The sequence below is a fragment of the Streptomyces sp. NPDC059454 genome, from assembly GCF_042749965.1.
Lineage (GTDB): Bacteria > Actinomycetota > Actinomycetes > Streptomycetales > Streptomycetaceae > Streptomyces.
In genome coordinates, this window is record NZ_JBHYVC010000080.1 from 1 (window position 1) to 19,708 (window position 19,708).

The following is a 19,708-nucleotide window of genomic DNA, read 5'->3' on the forward strand; positions in this document are numbered from 1 at the left end:
GGAGATCGCCAAGGCGGCCAAGGACCACGGCACCCCGATCCGCATCGGCGTGAACGCCGGCTCGCTGGACCGGCGCCTGCTCCAGAAGTACGGCAAGGCGACCCCCGAGGCGCTGGCCGAGTCCGCCCTGTGGGAGGCGTCCCTCTTCGAGGAGCACGACTTCCGGGACATCAAGATCTCCGTGAAGCACAACGACCCGGTCGTCATGGTCGAGGCCTACCGCCAGCTCGCCGCCCAGTGCGACTACCCCCTCCACCTCGGCGTCACCGAGGCCGGACCCGCCTTCCAGGGCACCATCAAGTCGGCCGTCGCCTTCGGCGCGCTGCTCTCCCAGGGCATCGGCGACACCATCCGCGTCTCGCTGTCGGCCCCGCCGGTCGAGGAGATCAAGGTCGGCATCCAGATCCTGGAGTCGCTGAACCTGCGCCAGCGCGGCCTGGAGATCGTCTCCTGCCCGTCCTGCGGCCGCGCCCAGGTCGACGTCTACAAGCTCGCCGAGGAGGTCACCGCAGGCCTCACCGGCATGGAGGTCCCGCTGCGGGTGGCCGTCATGGGCTGCGTCGTCAACGGCCCCGGCGAGGCCCGCGAGGCCGACCTCGGCGTCGCCTCCGGCAACGGCAAGGGCCAGATCTTCGTGAAGGGCGAGGTCATCAAGACCGTGCCCGAGTCGAAGATCGTGGAGACGCTGATCGAGGAGGCGATGAAGATCGCCGAGGAGATGGAGAAGGACGGCGTGACGTCGGGCGAGCCGCAGGTCTCGGTGGCCGGCTGACCACGCCGGCCGCCCCGTCCGGCGCCCGGGGACGGGGCCCGTCCGGGACCGAAGCGGGGTCCGGGGACGGCATCCCCCGGATTCCGCGGGTACAGTGCGGAGAAATCAGCAGACCCCAGTGTGTGAGGCCCCGCACGTGTTGACGCAGACCACATCCCGGGTCCTCGAACCGGGCGACCTGGACGCCGCACTCGCCGTACTCGACCGCGAGCCGGTCGCGAACGCCTTCGTGACGGCCCGTGTCCGGATCGCGGGCCTGGACCCGTGGCGGCTCGGCGGCGAGATGTGGGGCTGGTACGAGGGGGGCGTCCTGACGTCCCTGTGCTACGCCGGCGCCAACCTGGTGCCCATCTGCGCCACCCCCCGGGCCGTCCGCGCCTTCGCCGACCGTGCCCGCCGGGCCGGCCGCCGCTGCTCCTCCCTCGTGGGCCCGGCCGAGCCCACCGCCGCGCTCTGGCGGCTGCTCGAACCCCAGTGGGGCCCGGCCCGCGAGGTCCGCACCCACCAGCCCCTCATGGTCACCGACCGCATGTCCGACGTCATAGCCCCGGACCCCTACGTCCGCCGCGTCCGCAAGGACGAACTGGAGACGATCATGCCGGCGTGCGTGGCGATGTTCACCGAGGAGGTCGGCGTCTCCCCGCTGGCCGGCGACGGCGGCCTGCTCTACCAGGCCCGGGTCGCCGAACTCGTCGGCGCCGGCCGCTCCTTCGCCCGCTTCGGCAGCGACGGCAAGATCGTCTTCAAGGCCGAGATCGGCGCCGCGACCGATCGCGCCTGCCAGATCCAGGGCGTCTGGGTGGCCCCCGAGCACCGGGGCAGGGGCGTCGCGGCCCCCGGCATGGCGGCCGTCCTGCGCTACGCCCTGACGGAGATAGCGCCCGTGGCGAGCCTCTACGTCAACGACTTCAACACGCCGGCCCGCAGGACGTACGAGAGGGTGGGCTTCCGCGAGGTCGGCGCCTTCATGAGCGTGCTGTTCTGAGGGGCACGCCCTGTAGTCTCCCCGGCATGCTGCGCTTTCCCGGTCACGGCCGCTCCCACCCCGACGACATCGTGATCGGCCCCCTCGACCTCCCCGGCCACGTCGACGAGGCGCTGGCGGTGCAGGCGGTGGCGTTCGGGCTCGGCCCCGACGAGGTGGCCGTACGCCGGCAGATCGTGCTGCGCCACATGACCCTCCCGGGCGCCCGGGCCTTCGGTGCCACCGTCAAGGGCCGCCTGGCCGGCTTCGTCTACGGCATGCCCAACGACCGCGCCCACTGGTGGTCCACCGTCGTCGAGCCCTATCTGCGCGCCCGGGGCCACGACGACTGGCTCGACGACTCCTTCGTCATCACCGAGCTGCACGTCCACCCCCGGCACCAGAAGCACGGCATCGGCCGCGCCCTGATCACCACGATCACCGACGGCGCCGAGCAGCCCCGCTCGATCCTCTCCGCGATCGACGTCGAGAGCCCGGCCCGCCGGCTGTACCGCTCGCTCGGCTACCAGGACCTCGCCCGCCAGGTCCACTTCCCCAGCGCCGCCAAGCCGTACGCCGTCATGGGCGCCCCGCTGCCCCTGCTCCGCCGATAGGGAGAATGGATTTCCGCCGTCCCGTCCCGCCCGGCTAACCTCCTGTCATCACCCAGACGCAGCAGGAGTACGTACACCATGGCGAACGCACCGGTCCAGCGCATGTCCCAGTTGATGGCGAAGACGCTGCGCGACGACCCGGCGGACGCCGAGGTCCTCAGCCACAAGCTTCTCGTCCGGGCCGGCTACGTGCGCCGCACCGCCGCCGGCATCTGGACCTGGCTGCCCCTCGGCAAGAAGGTCCTGGCCAACGTCGAGCGCATCGTCCGCGAGGAGATGGACGCCATCGGCGCCCAGGAGGTGCTGCTCCCCGCCCTGCTGCCGCGTGAGCCCTACGACGCGACCGGCCGCTGGGACGAGTACGGCCCCGAGCTGTTCCGCCTCCAGGACCGCAAGGGCGGCGACTACCTCCTCGGCCCCACCCACGAGGAGATCTTCACCCTGATGGTGAAGGACCAGGCGTCCTCCTACAAGGACCTGCCGGTGATCCTCTACCAGATCCAGTCCAAGTTCCGGGACGAGGCCCGCCCCCGCGCCGGCATCCTGCGCGGCCGCGAGTTCCTGATGAAGGACTCCTACTCCTTCGACCTGGAGGACGAGGGCCTGGCGAAGTCGTACGCCCTGCACCGCCAGGCGTACCAGAAGGTCTTCGAGCGCCTCGGCCTCGACTACCGCATCTGCGCGGCCACCGCCGGCGCCATGGGCGGTTCCAAGTCCGAGGAGTTCCTCGCCCCCGCCGAAGCCGGCGAGGACACCTTCGCCGACTGCCCCAACTGTGACTTCGCCGCCAACACCGAGGCGATCACCTACGAGCTGAAGCCGGTCGACGCCGCCGGTGTCCCGGTCGCCGAGGACATCCCCACGCCCGACACACCGACCATCGAGACCCTCGCCGCCTCGCTCGGCGTCGAGGCCTCGGCCACGCTGAAGAACCTGCTGGTCAAGGTCGACGGCGAGATCGTCGCCGTGGGCGTCCCCGGTGACCGCGAGGTCGACATGGACAAGGTCGAGGCGCACTTCGCCCCGGCCGCCGTGGAGATGGTCACCGAGGCCGACTTCGTCGCCCGCCCCGACCTGGTGCGCGGCTACGTCGGACCGCAGGGCCTGGGCAAGGTGACGTACGTCGCCGACCCGCGCGTGGCACCGGGCACCGCCTGGATCACGGGCGCCAACAAGGCCGACACCCACGCGAAGAACGTGGTCGCCGGGCGCGACTTCGAGGTCGACGCGTACGTGGACGTCGTGGTGGTGCAGGAGGGCGACCCCTGCCCCAAGTGCGGCACCGGTCTCAAGCTCGACCGCGCCATCGAGATCGGCCACATCTTCCAGCTGGGCCGCAAGTACGCCGACGCCCTCAAGCTCGACGTCCTCGGCCAGAACGGCAAGCCGGTCCGCGTCACCATGGGCTCCTACGGCATCGGCGTCTCCCGCGCGGTGGCGGCGCTCGCCGAGCAGACCGCCGACGACAAGGGCCTGTGCTGGCCCGCGGAGGTCGCCCCGGCCGACGTCCACGTGGTCGCCGCGGGCAAGGCCCTCCAGACCGAACTCGCCCTGGACGTCTCCGGGAAGCTGTCCGCCGCCGGCCTGCGCGTCCTGGTCGACGACCGCCCCGGCGTCTCCCCGGGCGTGAAGTTCACCGACTCGGAGCTGATCGGCGTCCCGCAGATCCTGGTCGCGGGCCGTCGCGCCGCCGAGGGCGTCGTCGAACTCAAGGACCGCCGCACCGGCGAACGCGAGGAACTCACGGTCGACGAGGCGGTGGCCCGCCTCACGGCGTAACGGTGTCACGGGGCCCGTGCCGGCCACCCGCCGCACGGGTCCCGTATCTCACCCGGTCCGTCTCACTTCCACGGGTCGGTGAACGACCGGCCGGGCACCGGCTTGGCGACGAGCGCGACGGCCGTGAAGAAGTTGACCTGGCCGATCGCGAACATCAGGGTGGCGAGCGCCTTCGGTTCGTAGTGCCCGGCCACCTGCGCGTACAGCGTGTCGGAGACCCGCTCGCCGTCCGCGGACGGTTGGAGCACGGCTTCCACGAGGGCCAGCGCGGCGCGCTCGGCACCGGTGAAGTACGGCGAGTCCCACCAGGACGCCACCGAGGCGATCCGCTCCTCCGACTGCCCGGCCTTGCGCAGGAAGCCCGTGTGCAGGACGGTCAGGTAGGTGCTGCCGGCGATCTGGCCGGCGCGCAGCTGGACCAAGCTGATGGTGGAGCGCGGTACCGACCCGTTGCCGGTGACCTTGAACAGTGCCGCCGACACCTCCGCCAGCTCGGGAACGAGCTGCGCGGGGTCCTCGGACATCCGCGGAACCATCGGGATCTCCGCCGTGATCGAACGTGTTTCCATAGCCGTCTCCTCGGGGTCGCTCCGTTTGCCGTCACCGCCCTGACGGATCGCGGCGGAGAAATGTGACGGAGGCCCGGACCAGGAACCGGTCTAGAGCCAGCTCGCGAACTCCAGCAACAGTTCCGCGTCCCGCTCACGCCCCACGCGCCGGGCCCGCACCCCCGACTCCACCGCCCGGAACAGCGTCCAGCCCCGCAGCCGCTCCCGGTCGACCTCCAGCGACTCCGCGAGCCGCTTCACCCGCCGCCGGGTCGTCGTCGCCCCCGACGCCTGCGCGATGAGGTCCTCCACCCGGTCCCGCACCAGCCGGGCCAGGTCGAAGGCGTGCTCGCCGACCACCGGGTCCGGCCCCACCGCCAGCCACGGCATGCGCTCCCCGGACAGCACCTTGCTCTGCCGGAACGTGCCGTGCAGCAGCCGGTGCTCGGGCGGCGCCGCCAGCAGTTCCTCGCGGGCCGTCAGCGCCGCCTCCACCAGCGGAGCCACCTCCGGGTCGGCCGCCGCGCTCGCCCGCATCGCCCGCGCCTGCCGCTCCGTCCGCTCGGCCACCGTCTCGAAGCCGTGCCCCTCCGGCGGGTCCACCCAGAGCCGGCGCAGCGTCCCCGCCGCCTCCAGCAACGCCTTCGCCTCCGGCAACGACCGCACCGACACGTCCGGGTGCAGCCGCTCCAGCAGCAGCACCCCCTCGGTCGCGCCCGGGACCGGCTCCAGCAACTGGACCGCGCCCAGGCCGCCCCAGTGGGCCAGCGCGGCCCGCTCGCTCTCCGGGCGCGCCCGGCGCGGCGCCAGCTTCAGTACGGCGGGCGTCCCGCCGGCCGTCCGCACCAGCACGACCAGGCTGCTGCGCCCGCCCGGCACCTGCACCCGCTCCACGGTCAACTCGCGCTGTGCGACGGCCCCGCGCGCCACCTCCGGCAGCTTCGCCAGCCAGTCGTCACCCTCGGGCGCCGTCTCACCGAGGGCCCTCATCAGACGCTTCGGCGGTTCGAAAACCATGCGCGAGTCGTTCCCTTCCTGCTGTACGCGGTGCCCGCCGCCCCGTCACGCCGTCGGCGCCGGGCTACCCGAAGCCGTACCGCCCCGCTCGGCGAGCCCAGGGAAGGCTACGCTCTCGCCGCTCCAGCGCACCGACCGCACCGCCGCCTCCCGCATCGCCTCGGCGGCCCCCCGCCGCTGCTCGCCCCCGCTCGCGCGCACCAGATCGGCGTACACCCCGGCCACCCTGTCCTCCAGCTCCGCCGCCAGCCGGACCGCCGCCGCCGAGTCCGGCACCGGGAACGGCAGCGCGTAACCCGCGGCGGCGGCGACGGGCGCGCCCCCCACGTCCTTCACCGCGCGCACCAGCGCGTCCCTGCGCGCCCGGTGCGCGTCGTACGCCGTCCGTGCCTCGGTGCGCCGGTCCTTGCCGATCCGCCCGCCGACGACGCCGTAGCCGTACACCGCCGCGTGCTCCGCCGCCAGGGCGGCCTGGAGGGCCCGCAGTTCCCGGTCCTTCGCCTCGCGCGACTCGCTCACCCTCATGCCTCCGTCAGCAGGTACACATGCGCCGCGCCGGACGCCGCCACCGAGGCCAGCAGCCGCGCCAGCTCGCCCGGCGCGTCAAGCAGCGCCTTCGCGCGCCGGTCGGCGATCTCCCGCTCGGCGGCGGCGAGTCCGGCGAGGGCGTCCTTCTCCTTCGCGGGCACGGCGGCCGGCGGGGAGGCCGGGGGCGAGCCCGGCCCGGGCGACGACGGCGAGGGTCCCGCCGTGTCCCCGAACGCCTCCGCGTGCCGTACGACCTCCGCGCGCAGCGGACGCAGCCGCTCGGCCAGCTTCGGATGCGCGGCCACGACCGCCTCGTACCGCTCGGCCAGCTCCCTGCTGTCCCGGGCCGCACGCGCGCGTGCCCGGTCGGCGGCCGAGGGACGGCTGCCGCCGGAGGCACCCGGATCCCCGGACCCGGCGGAGCAGCCCGCCATCAGCAGGGCCGCCGGGGCGACGGCGAGCAGACTCCTTCTGCGTGGCCCCGAACGGGCGCGCGGAGACGGGGGGAACGACACGGCAGACGTCCTCGGGGGCTCGTACGAACGTAGCGACGAAAGGCGGGGCGGAGGGCCCGTGATCACCGTACCCGTGTGCCCGCGCGGGGGCGCCCAGCGGCACCCTCCGTGACCGGGTGGACAGCAACACCCTCTGCGACCGGATACCCTTTGACCAGACACGCGCACCGTCCCACAACAGCACACGCGGCCGAGGAGTCACCCGGATGAGCACCACCCAGAGCGAGAGGCTTCGAGAACTTCTGGAACCGCTCGTCAGCTCCCAGGGCCTGGATCTCGAAGAGATCGTCGTGGACACGGTCGGCCGCAAGCGTGTGCTGCGCGTCGTCGTCGACTCCGACACCGGAGCGGACCTCGACCGGATCGCCGATGTGAGCCGCGCGCTCTCGGCGAAGCTCGACGAGACGGACGCGATGGGCGGTGGGGCGTACGACCTCGAGGTCGGAACCCCGGGCGCGGAGCGCCTGCTCACCGAGCACCGGCACTACGCGCGCGCCACCGGCCGGCTGGTGCGGTTCCAGCTGAGCGAGGGCGGCGAACTGGTCGCCAGGATCGTGAAGGCCGACGACGACGGCCTCGACCTCGAGGTACCGGGAGTGAAGGGCCGCAAGGCCACCGCGCGCAGACTCGCCTTCGACGACATCACCAGGGCGCGCGTCCAGGTCGAGTTCAACCGCAAGGACAACGAGAAGGAAGAGGAGGCGTAATCGTGGACATCGACATGAGTGCCCTTCGGCTCTTGGTGAGGGAGAAAGAGATCTCCCTCGACCTGCTGGTCGAAGCGATCGAATCGGCCCTCCTCATCGCCTACCACCGCACCGAGGGAAGCCGCCGGCACGCGCGCGTGGAGCTCAACCGGGAGACCGGACATGTGACCGTGTGGGCGAAGGAGGACCCCGAGGACCTCGAGGAGGGCCAGGAGGCCCGCGCGTTCGACGACACCCCGTCCGGCTTCGGCCGTATCGCCGCCACCACGGCCAAGCAGGTCATCCTGCAGCGCCTGCGCGACGCCGAGGACGACGCGACGCTCGGTGAGTACGCCGGCCGCGAGGGCGACATCGTCACCGGCGTGGTCCAGCAGGGCCGCGACCCGAAGAACGTACTGGTCGACATCGGCAAGCTGGAGGCCATCCTGCCGGTGCAGGAGCAGGTGCCCGGCGAGACCTACCCGCACGGCCTGCGGCTGCGCAGCTACGTCGTCCGGGTGGCCAAGGGCATGCGCGGCCCGTCCGTCACCCTGTCGCGCACGCATCCCAACCTGGTGAAGAAGCTCTTCGCCCTGGAGGTGCCGGAGATCGCCGACGGGTCCGTCGAGATCTCCGCGATCGCCCGCGAGGCCGGCCACCGCACCAAGATCGCCGTCCGCTCCACCCGCTCGGGCCTGAACGCCAAGGGCGCCTGCATCGGCCCCATGGGCGGCCGGGTGCGCAATGTCATGGGCGAGCTGAACGGCGAGAAGATCGACATCGTCGACTGGTCCGACGACCCGGCCGAGATGGTGGCGAACGCGCTGTCGCCGGCCCGGGTCTCCAAGGTGGAGGTCGTCGACATGGCCGCCCGGTCCGCCCGGGTCATCGTGCCGGACTACCAGCTGTCCCTGGCGATCGGCAAGGAGGGGCAGAACGCCCGTCTCGCCGCCCGTCTGACCGGCTGGCGGATCGACATCCGGCCGGACACGGAACAGACCGGGGAATAGATACAGGCCGCAGATCGCTGAGATCACGACAGCTTTGCGCACGGCAAGTGTTCGATTCTTGCCCCAAAGGGGTGAGGTCGGCGCGGGGAGGTAGACTGAGGAGTGTCTGGCCGGACACGTGCTGGCGTATGCCCCGAGCGCACCTGCGTGGGGTGCCGGGAGCGAGCGGTCAAGAGCGAGCTGCTGCGGACCGTGGCGGTCGAGGGCGAGTGCGTCCCCGATCCTCGCGGTACGCTGCCCGGCCGGGGTGCCTATGTGCACCTCGTCCCGGTCTGTCTCGACCAGGCGGTGCGCCGCAGGGCGTTCCCGCGGGCGTTCCGCGTCCCGGGACCGCTCGACGTAAAGGCGTTGCGCCTCTACGTCGAGCAGGCACAAGGTTGCTGAGCAGCGGCTCTCCGCCGACTGGACAGGCAACACGTAAGAACATGCCGCACGGAAGTCCCCGTGCGGTCTGGTACCTCGCGAGTCGAAAGCAGGTCGAGATTGCGATGAGCACTCGATGAGTACGCGATGAGTACGCCCATGAACTAGCGACGGTCCGGACGCAACCCGGACCTCAGAGGAGCGAAGTGGCTAAGGTCCGGGTCTACGAACTCGCCAAGGAGTTCGGTGTGGAGAGCAAGGTCGTCATGGCCAAGCTCCAGGAACTCGGTGAATTCGTCCGTTCGGCGTCTTCGACCATCGAAGCGCCCGTAGTACGCAAGCTGACTGACGCCTTCCAGCAGGGCGGGGGCAACGGCAAGTCCGCCGCGAAGCCCGGCGCGCCCCGCAAGGCGGCCCCCAGGCCCGCCGCGCCGTCCCCGGCGCAGGCGGCCCGTCCGGGCCCGGCTGCCCCGAAGCCGCCGTCAGCACCCAAGCCCGCCGCGGCCCAGCCGCCGGCGGCACCGTCGGCGCCCGCGCCGGCGGCCCCCGGTACGCGTCCGACGCCGGGCCCGCGGCCCGCGCCGCGTCCGGCTCCGGCGGCCCCGGAGTTCCAGGCCCCGCCCGCGGCGGCTCCGGCTCAGGCTCAGGCTCCGGCTCCGTCCGGTCCGAAGCCCGGCGGCACGCGTCCCGGCGCCCCCAAGCCCGGCGGTCGTCCCGCCGGTCAGGGTCAGGGGCAGGGTCAGGGCGGCCAGGGCCGTCCGGCCGGTCAGGGTCAGCGTCCCGGTGGCGGCGCACCGCGTCCGGGTGGTCGCCCGGCCGGTCCGCGTCCCGGTAACAACCCCTTCACCTCCGGTGGCTCCACCGGCATGGCCCGTCCGCAGGCTCCGCGCCCGCAGGGCGCGCGTCCCGCTCCGGGTGGTCCCGGCGGCGCCGGTCCCCGTCCGCAGGCCCCCGGTGGCCAGGGCGGCGGCGGTCCGCGTCCGCAGGCTCCGGGCGGGCAGCGCCCGACTCCGGGCTCGATGCCGCGTCCGCAGGGCGGCCCCCGTCCCGGCGGCGGCGGCCCCGGTGGTCCGCGTCCGAACCCCGGCATGATGCCGCAGCGTCCCGCTGCCGGCCCGCGTCCCGGTGGCGGCCCCGGTGGCCGCGGTCCGGGTGGTGCGGGTCGCCCCGGTGGCGGCGGCGGTCGTCCCGGTGGCGGCGGTGGTTTCGCCGGTCGTCCCGCTGGTCCCGGCGGCGGCGGTCGTCCCGGTGGCGGCGGCGGTTTCGCCGGTCGTCCGGGTGGCGGCGGTGGCGGCGGCTTCGGTGGCGGCGGTGGCCGTCCCGGCTTCGGCGGCCGTCCCGGTGGTCCCGGTGGCCGCGGTGGCACGCAGGGCGCCTTCGGTCGTCCCGGCGGTCCCGCGCGTCGTGGCCGCAAGTCGAAGCGGCAGAGGCGCCAGGAGTACGAGGCCATGCAGGCCCCGTCGGTCGGCGGCGTGATGCTGCCTCGCGGCAACGGCGAAGCCATTCGCCTGTCGCGCGGTGCGTCGCTCACCGACTTCGCGGAGAAGATCAACGCCAACCCGGCGTCGCTCGTCGCGGTCATGATGAACCTCGGCGAGATGGTCACCGCGACCCAGTCCGTCTCCGACGAGACGCTCCAGCTCCTCGCCGGCGAGATGAACTACACCGTTCAGATCGTCAGCCCGGAGGAGGAGGACCGCGAGCTGCTCGAGTCCTTCGACCTGGAGTTCGGCGAGGACGAGGGCGACGAGGAGGACCTGGTGGTCCGCCCGCCGGTCGTCACCGTCATGGGTCACGTCGACCACGGAAAGACCCGTCTCCTCGACGCCATCCGCAAGACGAACGTCATCGCGGGCGAGGCCGGCGGCATCACCCAGCACATCGGTGCCTACCAGGTCGCGACCGAGGTCAACGAAGAAGAGCGCAAGATCACCTTCATCGACACCCCGGGTCACGAGGCGTTCACCGCCATGCGTGCCCGTGGTGCGCGGTCGACCGACATCGCGATCCTGGTCGTCGCGGCCAACGACGGCGTCATGCCGCAGACGGTCGAGGCGCTCAACCACGCCAAGGCGGCCGACGTGCCGATCGTCGTCGCGGTCAACAAGATCGACGTCGAGGGCGCCGACCCGACCAAGGTGCGCGGTCAGCTGACCGAGTACGGCCTGGTGGCCGAGGAGTACGGCGGCGACACCATGTTCGTCGACATCTCCGCCAAGCAGGGTCTGCACATCGACAGCCTCCTCGAGGCCGTCATCCTCACCGCGGACGCCTCGCTCGACCTGCGGGCCAACCCCACGCAGGACGCGCAGGGCATCTCGATCGAGTCCCGGCTCGACCGCGGCCGCGGTGCCGTGGCGACCGTCCTCGTCCAGCGAGGCACCCTGCGGGTCGGCGACACGATGGTGGTGGGCGACGCCTACGGCCGCGTGCGCGCCATGCTCGACGACAACGGCAACAACGTCGCCGAGGCGGGCCCGTCGACGCCGGTCCAGGTCCTGGGCCTGACCAACGTCCCGGGTGCGGGCGACAACTTCATCGTCGTCGACGAGGACCGTACGGCCCGTCAGATCGCCGAGAAGCGCGCCGCCCGTGAGCGCAACGCCGCGTTCGCCAAGCGCACGCGCCGCGTGTCGCTGGAGGACCTGGACAAGGTGCTCAAGGCCGGCGAGATCCAGCAGCTGAACCTGATCATCAAGGGTGACGCCTCCGGTTCGGTCGAGGCCCTCGAGTCCTCGCTGCTCCAGCTGGACGTCGGCGAAGAGGTCGACATCCGCGTCCTGCACCGCGGCGTCGGTGCGGTCACGGAGTCCGACATCGACCTGGCGATGGGCTCCGACGCCATCGTGATCGGCTTCAACGTGCGCGCCGCCGGGCGTGCCGCGCAGATGGCCGAGCGCGAGGGTGTGGACGTCCGGTACTACTCGGTCATCTACCAGGCGATCGAGGAGATCGAGGCGGCCCTCAAGGGCATGCTCAAGCCGGAGTACGAAGAGGTCGAGCTCGGCACGGCGGAGATCCGCGAGGTCTTCCGCTCGTCCAAGCTGGGCAACATCGCGGGTGTGCTCATCCGCTCCGGCGAGGTCAAGCGCAACACCAAGGCGCGCCTGCTGCGCGATGGCAAGGTCATCGCGGAGAACCTCAACATCGAGGGTCTGCGTCGCTTCAAGGACGACGTCACCGAGATCCGCGAAGGCTACGAGGGCGGTATCAACCTCGGAAACTTCAACGACATCAAGGTCGACGACGTCATCGCGACGTACGAGATGCGCGAGAAGCCGCGGGTGTAACACCCCACGGTGCGTACCGGCCGGCGGGACCCACCCGGGTCCCGCCGGCCGGCGCGTGTGCAAAGACGCACGGCGGCGCGGCCGGCGGAGCGCAATATCCGTCGATCGCCGCGCCCCCTTCGTTGTACGGTTCTGATGTCCCTGCCCACCACGGATGGCGGGGCCATCGATCCCGTACCGGCGGGTGAACCGGTTGCACACATGTATGTGGGGACACTGTCCTTCGACCTCCTCCTCGGCGACGTGCATTCGCTGAAGGAGAAGCGCTCCGTCGTCCGCCCGATCGTCGCCGAGCTCCAGCGCAAGTACGCGGTGAGCGCGGCCGAGGTGGATCACATGGACCTCCATCGCAGGGCCGTCATCGGCCTGGCCATGGTGTCCGGCGACGCGGCGCACCTGACCGACGTGCTGGACCGCTGCGAGCGGCTGGTCGCCGGGCGCCCGGAGGTGGAACTGCTGTCCGTCAGGCGGCGCTTCCACGGCGAAGACGACTGACGACCACAGCCCAGAGATACGCAGACAGGAAAGAACGGGAGACGGACCAGTGGCCGACAACGCGCGGGCGAAAAGGCTGGCGGACCTCATCCGAGAGGTGGTGGCCCAGAAGCTGCAGCGCGGGATCAAGGACCCGCGGCTCGGTTCGCACGTCACCATCACGGACACCCGGGTCACGGGTGACCTCAGGGAGGCGACCGTCTTCTACACGGTGTACGGGGACGACGAGGAGCGGAAGGCCGCGGCGGCCGGCCTGGAGAGCGCCAAGGGCGTCCTGCGCTCCGAGGTGGGCCGGGCGGCGGGCGTGAAGTTCACGCCGACTCTGGCCTTCGTCATGGACGCGCTCCCGGACACGGCACGCACCATCGAGGACCTCCTCGACAAGGCGCGCCAGTCCGACGCGAAGGTGCGCGAGGTGTCCGCGGGCGCCACGTACGCCGGCGAGGCCGACCCGTACCGCAAGCCGGAAGACGACGAGACGGACGACACCGCCGAATGACCCAGAAGCACACCACGCCCGACGGCCTTGTCATCGTCGACAAGCCGTCGGGCTTCACTTCGCACGACGTGGTCGCCAAGATGCGCGGCATCGCGCGCACCCGGCGCGTCGGCCACGCCGGCACCCTCGACCCGATGGCGACGGGCGTCCTCGTCCTCGGCGTCGAGAGGGCGACCAAGCTCCTCGGTCACCTCGCGCTGACGGAGAAGGAGTACCTGGGCACGATCCGGCTCGGGCAGAACACGCTCACGGACGATGCCGAGGGGGAGATCAGTTCCTCCACCGACGCCTCCGCGGTCACCCGCGAGGGCATCGACGCCGGTATCGCCGAGCTGACCGGCGACATCATGCAGGTGCCGTCCAAGGTCAGCGCCATCAAGATCAACGGGGTGCGCTCCTACAAACGGGCCCGGGAGGGCGAGGAGTTCGACATCCCCGCCCGGCCGGTCACCGTCTCCTCGTTCTCCGTGTACGACGTCCGGGAGGCCGTCGCCGAGGACGGCACCCCGGTGCTGGACCTGGTGGTGTCGGTCGTCTGCTCCTCCGGCACCTACATCCGCGCCCTCGCCCGCGACCTGGGCGCCGGCCTGGGCGTCGGCGGCCACCTCACCGCGCTGCGCCGGACCCGCGTCGGCCCGTACAAGCTGGACTCCGCGAAGACGCTGGACCAGCTCCAGCAGGAGCTGACGGTGATGCCGATCGCCGAGGCCGCCACGGCCGCGTTCCCGCGCTGGGACGTCGACGACCGGCGGGCCAGGCTGCTCGCCAACGGGGTGCGCCTCGAGATGCCCGAGGAGTACGCCGGCTCCGGAGCCGTGGCCGTGTTCGGCCCCGAGGGCCGGTTCCTGGCGCTCGTCGAGGAGCAGCGGGGCAAGGCCAGGAGCCTGGCCGTCTTCGGCTGACCGCTTCCGCGGATCCGCCCGCGGAGCGGCGGCACGGGGATGGACATGCCGCCGCTCCACGGTCCCCCTCGGTTCCCCCCACCCCTAGGGTGTATCCATCCACCCTCGCCTGTTCACCCGTAAGTGCGGGCGCTCGGAGTGAACCGGGGGAGCGGAAGGGGGCGCGTTCACCGGGCGGTCTGTCCCGCTGATCATCCCGGCCCTACTGTCGCAGCCAAGGGCACGGATGCGCGACGGGAGGCTTCGACGATGCCGTCCCCCTACGAACCCCGTGACGAACGGGACACGCCGGACGGGACTTCGGACCTGTGCGATGTCCTGGTCCGCCTGCACGACTTCGCCGGCCGGCCGCGCGGAACCGGCTTCGTGGCCGATCACCACGGCACGGTGATCACCAGTCACGAGGCGGTCGACGGCCTGCCCCGGCTCGTGCTGCACGCGGCGGCCGGCCGCCGGTGCGTGGTGACCGCGGACGCGGTGACCCCGCTGCCCGAGCTCGGCCTGGCCCTTGTCCGCAGCGAAGGGCTCGGCGTCGCACCGCTGCCGGTCACCGCGCGGCGCACCGTCCGGCCCGGCACCTACGTACGGATCGCCGCCGGAGGCTGGCGCGAGGCGCGCGTGCTGGGGACGAGCGCCGTGACCTACACCGCCACCGACCGCACGTACCCTCTCGGCGACGTTCTGGAACTGGCGGTCGGCACCGCGGGCCGGGACGCGCTGCGGCTCGGCGGCGGCGCCGCCGGCGGCCCGGTGCTCGACGCCACCACCAACGCCGTGCTCGGCGTCCTCGGCACCGCGCTCCGCTCGGACGACCGCGACGAGGGCTTCGCCGTACCGCTGCCTCCCCCGGCCTGTACCGAGGGTCCGCTCGCCGAGCTGCTCGCCGAGAACGTGGCGACGGTCCCGGCCCACGGAGCCGATCTCAACCTCGCCGGGCTGGTGCGGCTCACGGCCGTCCCGGCCGGCCGGGACGGGCCGCCCGGTGCCGTGGAGCCCGTCGACCGGCCCGCCGTACTCGCGGAGTTCGCCGCGTTCGAGCGGGGCGAGGCCGCGGTGCTGGGCCTGGTCGGGCCGCCCGGCAGCGGCCGTACGACACAACTCGCGGCGCTCGCCGCCCGCCGTCACCGTGCGGGTCGGCCCACGCTCCGGCTGCGCGGCGCCGACCTGGACGAGGGCGACGGCTCGGTCGCGGACGCCGCTCGCCGGGCACTGGACCGGGCCGCCGCTGTCGTCGCCGCCTCCCGCACCCCGTTCCCGGCCGCGCCGGACGCCCTCGGGGACGTGAGCCCGGAGCACCTGGCCGGGCTCGCCCGCACGGCCGGCCACCCCCTGCTGCTGCTCCTCGACGGCCCCGAGGAGATCCCGCTCGACGATCCGGCCGAGTGGACCGCCGGGACCGCGCGGTGGCTGCGGGCGACGGGAGCCCGGCTGGTGGTGGCGTGCCGCGCGGAGCACTGGGAGGAGGCGGGATTCCCGGAAGAGCTGCTGCACGCCGGTACGCCCCGGCCCGACGGGCTCCCCGCCTGTGTGGCCCTCGGCGACCTCACCGCCGAGGAGGCCCGCGAGGCGCGCGCCCGCCACGGCATCCCCGAGGGCGCCGTCGCCGACGCGGACGCCCGCCACCCCCTGACCCTGCGGATGCTCGCGGACATCCGGTCCGCCCTCGCCGACACCGCCCCCGACACCCCTGTCGACCGCGACGGCGTCTTCTCGGCCCACCTGGACCTGATGTGCCTGCGGATCGCCGTCCGCCTCGCCGACGGGAACGGGATCCGCGGCACCGCCGTACGCCGGCTCGCCGCCAAGGTCGCCGGGCAGGTGCACGAGGCCGCCCGGCGCAGCCTCGGCACGGGCGGGCTGGACCGGGAGACGTTCGACGTGGTGTTCCCCCGGGGGCCCGCCCCCGACCGGCTCGGCGGCGGCACCGGCTGGGCCTCGGCCGTACTCGCCGAGGGGCTTCTCGTCCCGGCCGGGACGACCGGCTACCGGTTCGCGGACGAGGAGCTGGCCGACTGGCTCCACGGCACCCACCTCGACGTGGACGAAGCCCTGCGCGCCCTGGTCCACACCGCCCCCGCCACCCCTGCCGCCCACGACGGCCGCCCCCCGCGGCCCGCTGCCGCCGAGGACGGCTTCCCGCTGCCCGGCCACCGGATCCGGCCCGTCGCCGAGGGGCCTCTCCCCCCGTCCGGCCGCAGGACCGGCGCGTCCGACGGGCGTCGCACCGCGCCGGCTGCCCGGGCTGCCCGGGCTGCTTCCGGCGACCGGGATGCCGCTGGGGAGCCTCTCCCACCGTCCGGCCACCGGGATGCCGCTGGGGAGCCTCTCCCACCGTCCGGCCACCGGGATGCCGCTGGGGAGCCTCTCCCACCGTCCGGCCACCGGGCCGATCCGGTTGCTGATCGTGGTGCTCCGCCCGCTGTCGCCTTCGATCCCTGGACCGTTGTCGGTCCCGACCCCTGGGCCGTCGCCGACACCGAGTACCGTCCCGTCGACGACGGTCTTCTCCCGACGCGGTCCTTCCAGCGCAGCGGTGCGGCGGCCGGCGCCCACCCGGGGATCGCCGCCGATGCCGGTGGGGCCGGTGTGGCTGACGGTCCGGAATGTGCGGTCGATGCCGGTGTGCCTGACGGCCCGGAACATGCGGTCGATGCCGGTGTGCCTGACGGTGGCCCGTCACTGCCCGGCGTCGGTTCCGACGCACGGCCACGGTCCGCAGCCGGCTTCCCTCTCCCACCGGCCGGCCGTCGGGCCGCCCCCGTCGCCGGAGCCGTCCTTCCGGCCGTCACCCCCGTCCCGCACCACCGCGTCGGTGCCGTCGTCGAGGCACTGCTGTTCCTCGCGCGGCGGCACGGGAGCCGACGGCTCTCCACGCGGCTCACGGATCTGGTGCACGTCCTCGATGCCGGTCCGGGCTCCTGGTGGGCCGCCCGTCTGCTCGGCGGAACCCTCACGCGCGTGGCCGACGCGACGCCGTACACGGACGTGCTGCGGCTGCTCGCCGACCGTCTCGTGGCCTGGCGTGAGCAGTGGCGGGACGTGCCGCCCGAGCTGGGGCCCGCCTTCTGGACCGCTCTCCGGCTGCCGTCGGAGACGCGGTGCGCACTGCTGCGCCGGCTCGTCCACGCCGACGGTCCTCCGTGCGAGAACGGGCCCCGCTTCCTCGACGCCACCGCGCGGCTGCTCGCCGCCGACCCCGTCTCCGTACTGCCGTATCTCATCCGCTGGTTCGCGGACGAGCGCCCGCTGCCCGCCACTCCGCACGCCACCGTGGCGACCGCCGCGCAGGCGCTCCTGCACACCCACCGGCACGCGGCCCCGGACGCGCTGACGGAGGCGCTCGCCGACAGCGCGCACCGGCGGGCCGACCAACTGCTCACCGTGCTGGCGGAGGAGGAGCCCGCCGCCATGTGCAGGGCCGTCGACCGGTGGGCGAAGGACGAACGGCCCGCACGCCGGGCCGCGGCCGTCGCCCACGGACTGCGGGTCGCGCCGTACGCGCGCGACGACACCGACCGCACCCTGCTGCGGTACGCGGCGCTCGCCGTCCTCGTCCGCACCGCCGACCGCGATCTGCACGGCGGCGCCCTCGCCCTCCTCGTGCGCGACCCGAACAGCAGGAACCGCCACCTCCCGCGGGCCCTGGAGCGCTTCGCGGCCGGCGACCCCCACCTCCCGCCGAGCGCGCTCACCCCCGCCCTCGACACCCACCCGGAGCCCGTCCTCGACGCCTTCCGGACCAGGCTCGGCGGAGCCGGCGCGGGCGAGACGTTCCGCGCCCTCGTCGACGCCACCCCACCCGCCCTGGCCCGTCCGGTCGCCGCACTCGTACGGGAGACGGTGGAGCGGCGACCGGAGCTGACGGGACAGGTGGCCGCGTACGCCGACGGGCGGCTGGAGCGGGGCCCGGCCGCCCGTGCCGTACTGAGGACCCTGCTCACCGGCCTGCTCGACGGCGGTCCGCAACCGCTCCGGGTGGCCCTCGCCGGCATCCTCGCCGGCCCCGGGACACCGGCCTCCCGCCCGCTGCGCCGCGAACTGCTGGACACCCTGCTCGCCCACGAGTCCGACCCTGCCGTCCTGGAGGCGGTGCTGCGCGCCGCGGCCCGCGGCACCGGCCCCGAGCCGCGCGTCCTCGTCCACCGCACCGGGCTGCTCCTCGTGCGCACCATGGAGGGCGCCGCCCGCTTCGACCGCTGCCTGGCCGACCTGGGCCGTCATGTGCCGGGCTTCGCCGCAGCCGTGGCCGGCTGGCTGGCGGACGCCCCGCGCGAGTGGGCCGCGCTCGTCGGGCCCGCCACCCGCCGGACGATCGAGAACCTGGCCGGCGCGGGCGTCCCCGCCTGACCCCGGCCGGCACGTGCACCCCGTCACACAGTTCCCATGCCGATGCGGGCCCCCGGTATGCGGCATGGCACCCTTAGAGCTGCGCAGAGAAGTCCACGGACCCGGGTTCGTCCGACAAGGTTTCGACAAGGAGCAGGCACAGTGCAGCGCTGGCGTGGCTTGGAGGACATCCCCCAGGACTGGGGGCGCAGCGTCGTCACCATCGGCTCCTACGACGGAGTCCACCGCGGGCACCAGCTGATCATCCGGCATGCCGTGGACCGCGCCCGGGACCTCGGCGTCCCCGCCGTCGTCGTCACCTTCGACCCGCACCCCAGCGAGGTCGTCCGCCCCGGCAGCCACCCCCCGCTGCTCGCCCCGCACCACCGGCGTGCCGAACTCATGGCCGACCTCGGCGTCGACGCGGCCCTCATCCTGCCCTTCACCACCGAGTTCTCGAAGCTGTCCGCCGCCGACTTCGTCGTCAAGGTCCTGGTCGACAAGCTGCACGCCAAGGCGGTCGTCGAGGGACCCAACTTCCGCTTCGGCCACAGGGCCGCGGGCAACGTGGAGTTCCTCGCCGAGCAGGGCCGGGTCTACGACTTCGACGTCGAGGTCGTCGACCTGTACGTGAGCGGTGAGGCGGGCGGCGGCGAGCCGTTCTCCTCCACGCTCACCCGCCGCCTGGTCGCCGAGGGCGAGGTCGAGGGCGCCGCCGAGATCCTCGGCCGCCCGCACCGGGTGGAGGGCATCGTCGTCCGGGGCGCCCAGCGCGGCCGCGACCTGGGCTTCCCCACGGCCAACGTCGAGACCCTCCCGCACACCGCGATCCCCGCCGACGGCGTCTACGCCGGCTGGCTGCACGCCCAGGGTGAGGCCATGCCGGCCGCGATCTCCGTCGGCACCAACCCCCAGTTCGACGGCACCGAGCGCACGGTCGAGGCGTACGCCATCGACCGCGTCGGCCTCGACCTGTACGGCCTCCACGTCGCCGTCGACTTCCTCGCCTTCGTGCGCGGCCAGGCGAAGTTCGACACGCTGGAAGCGCTGCTGGAGCAGATGGCCGAGGACGTCGAGCGCTGCAAGGACCTCGTGGCCGCGGCCGGGAAGCCGTAGGACCTGCCCGGCGGATCATGCCGGAGACGCGAGGACGGCACGCCCTTCCCCCACTGCCCGAAGGGTACGGGGCGCCCCAGCGGCGTTGTCGTCGGTCGCCGCCCCCCACGCTCGGCTTCGTTCGAGCGGGAGGGACCCCATGCGCGGGAGGGACCCCATGCGCGGGAGGGACCCCATGCGCGGAAGGGACTCCGTCGAGTCGGCTTTCCCCCTCCGCCTTGCAACTGCGCGCTCCCCGCGCTCGACCGTGCTCGCGCGGGGGACCCATCGCCTCCGCTCACCTG

The 19,708-nt window shown here is 73.3% G+C and carries 17 protein-coding genes; 13 read left to right on the forward strand and 4 right to left on the reverse strand.

Annotated elements, in window-relative coordinates; all coding sequences use genetic code 11:
- The 4 genes from ispG to ACFXAE_RS32905 form a co-directional block, all read left to right on the forward strand.
- Nucleotides 1-772, forward strand: a 772-nt coding sequence (ispG, locus tag ACFXAE_RS32890) for a flavodoxin-dependent (E)-4-hydroxy-3-methylbut-2-enyl-diphosphate synthase (RefSeq protein ID WP_384722261.1), incomplete at its 5' end; no start/stop codon positions are given.
- Nucleotides 773-908: 136 nt separating this feature from the next.
- Nucleotides 909-1,757 (forward strand): GNAT family N-acetyltransferase, encoded by an 849-nt coding sequence (locus tag ACFXAE_RS32895; protein WP_384722264.1) that lies wholly within the window; start codon nt 909-911, stop codon nt 1,755-1,757.
- Nucleotides 1,758-1,783: 26 nt separating this feature from the next.
- Nucleotides 1,784-2,350 carry a GNAT family N-acetyltransferase gene (locus ACFXAE_RS32900; RefSeq protein WP_384722267.1) on the forward strand — a complete coding sequence of 189 codons (567 nt, stop codon included), beginning with the start codon at nt 1,784-1,786 and terminating at the stop codon, nt 2,348-2,350.
- Nucleotides 2,351-2,428: 78 nt separating this feature from the next.
- Complete coding sequence (locus tag ACFXAE_RS32905; protein WP_384722270.1) at nt 2,429-4,129, forward strand: proline--tRNA ligase; 1,701 nt, start codon at nt 2,429-2,431, stop codon at nt 4,127-4,129.
- A gap of 62 nt (nt 4,130-4,191) precedes the next feature.
- Here the strand turns inward: ACFXAE_RS32905 and ACFXAE_RS32910 are convergent, their stop codons facing one another.
- The 4 genes from ACFXAE_RS32910 to ACFXAE_RS32925 form a co-directional block, all read right to left on the reverse strand.
- Entirely contained in the window at nt 4,192-4,698 is a 507-nt protein-coding gene (locus tag ACFXAE_RS32910) for a carboxymuconolactone decarboxylase family protein (RefSeq protein ID WP_384722273.1), read from the reverse strand.
- Between the two features lie 90 nt (nt 4,699-4,788).
- Nucleotides 4,789-5,694 carry an aminoglycoside phosphotransferase family protein gene (locus ACFXAE_RS32915; protein WP_384722276.1) on the reverse strand — a complete coding sequence of 302 codons (906 nt, stop codon included), beginning with the start codon at nt 5,692-5,694 and terminating at the stop codon, nt 4,789-4,791.
- Between the two features lie 45 nt (nt 5,695-5,739).
- Nucleotides 5,740-6,219, reverse strand: coding sequence for a ferritin-like domain-containing protein (locus tag ACFXAE_RS32920; protein WP_384722279.1), 480 nt, complete (start codon nt 6,217-6,219; stop codon nt 5,740-5,742).
- Nucleotides 6,216-6,737, reverse strand: a complete 522-nt coding sequence (locus ACFXAE_RS32925) for a hypothetical protein (protein WP_384722282.1) — start codon at nt 6,735-6,737, stop codon at nt 6,216-6,218. Before ACFXAE_RS32925 ends, ACFXAE_RS32920 begins: the two co-directional genes overlap by 4 nt.
- A gap of 206 nt (nt 6,738-6,943) precedes the next feature.
- Here ACFXAE_RS32925 and rimP point away from each other — a divergent pair, with 206 nt between their 5' ends.
- From rimP to ACFXAE_RS32970, 9 genes are all read left to right on the forward strand, one after another.
- Nucleotides 6,944-7,444: a ribosome maturation factor RimP gene (rimP, locus tag ACFXAE_RS32930; protein WP_384722285.1), complete on the forward strand. Its 501-nt coding sequence runs from the start codon at nt 6,944-6,946 to the stop codon at nt 7,442-7,444.
- A gap of 2 nt (nt 7,445-7,446) precedes the next feature.
- Nucleotides 7,447-8,433, forward strand: a complete 987-nt coding sequence (gene nusA, locus ACFXAE_RS32935) for a transcription termination factor NusA (RefSeq protein WP_384722288.1) — start codon at nt 7,447-7,449, stop codon at nt 8,431-8,433.
- 102 nt (nt 8,434-8,535) lie between these two features.
- Complete coding sequence (locus ACFXAE_RS32940; protein ID WP_384722291.1) at nt 8,536-8,817, forward strand: YlxR family protein; 282 nt, start codon at nt 8,536-8,538, stop codon at nt 8,815-8,817.
- A 185-nt stretch (nt 8,818-9,002) separates the two neighbouring features.
- Nucleotides 9,003-12,086: a translation initiation factor IF-2 gene (gene infB / locus ACFXAE_RS32945; RefSeq protein ID WP_384722294.1), complete on the forward strand. Its 3,084-nt coding sequence runs from the start codon at nt 9,003-9,005 to the stop codon at nt 12,084-12,086.
- A gap of 201 nt (nt 12,087-12,287) precedes the next feature.
- Nucleotides 12,288-12,581 carry a DUF503 domain-containing protein gene (locus ACFXAE_RS32950; protein ID WP_030216812.1) on the forward strand — a complete coding sequence of 98 codons (294 nt, stop codon included), beginning with the start codon at nt 12,288-12,290 and terminating at the stop codon, nt 12,579-12,581.
- Between the two features lie 49 nt (nt 12,582-12,630).
- A complete protein-coding gene (gene rbfA / locus ACFXAE_RS32955; RefSeq protein WP_384722297.1) occupies nt 12,631-13,080 on the forward strand; it encodes a 30S ribosome-binding factor RbfA in 450 nt (149 codons plus the stop codon).
- Nucleotides 13,077-13,982: a tRNA pseudouridine(55) synthase TruB gene (gene truB, locus ACFXAE_RS32960; RefSeq protein ID WP_384722300.1), complete on the forward strand. Its 906-nt coding sequence runs from the start codon at nt 13,077-13,079 to the stop codon at nt 13,980-13,982. Before rbfA ends, truB begins: the two co-directional genes overlap by 4 nt.
- Before the next feature lie 249 nt (nt 13,983-14,231).
- A complete protein-coding gene (locus ACFXAE_RS32965) occupies nt 14,232-18,329 on the forward strand; it encodes a trypsin-like peptidase domain-containing protein (protein ID WP_384722303.1) in 4,098 nt (1,365 codons plus the stop codon).
- A gap of 141 nt (nt 18,330-18,470) precedes the next feature.
- Complete coding sequence (locus ACFXAE_RS32970; RefSeq protein WP_384722306.1) at nt 18,471-19,424, forward strand: bifunctional riboflavin kinase/FAD synthetase; 954 nt, start codon at nt 18,471-18,473, stop codon at nt 19,422-19,424.
- The last annotated feature ends 284 nt before the right edge of the window (nt 19,425-19,708 follow it).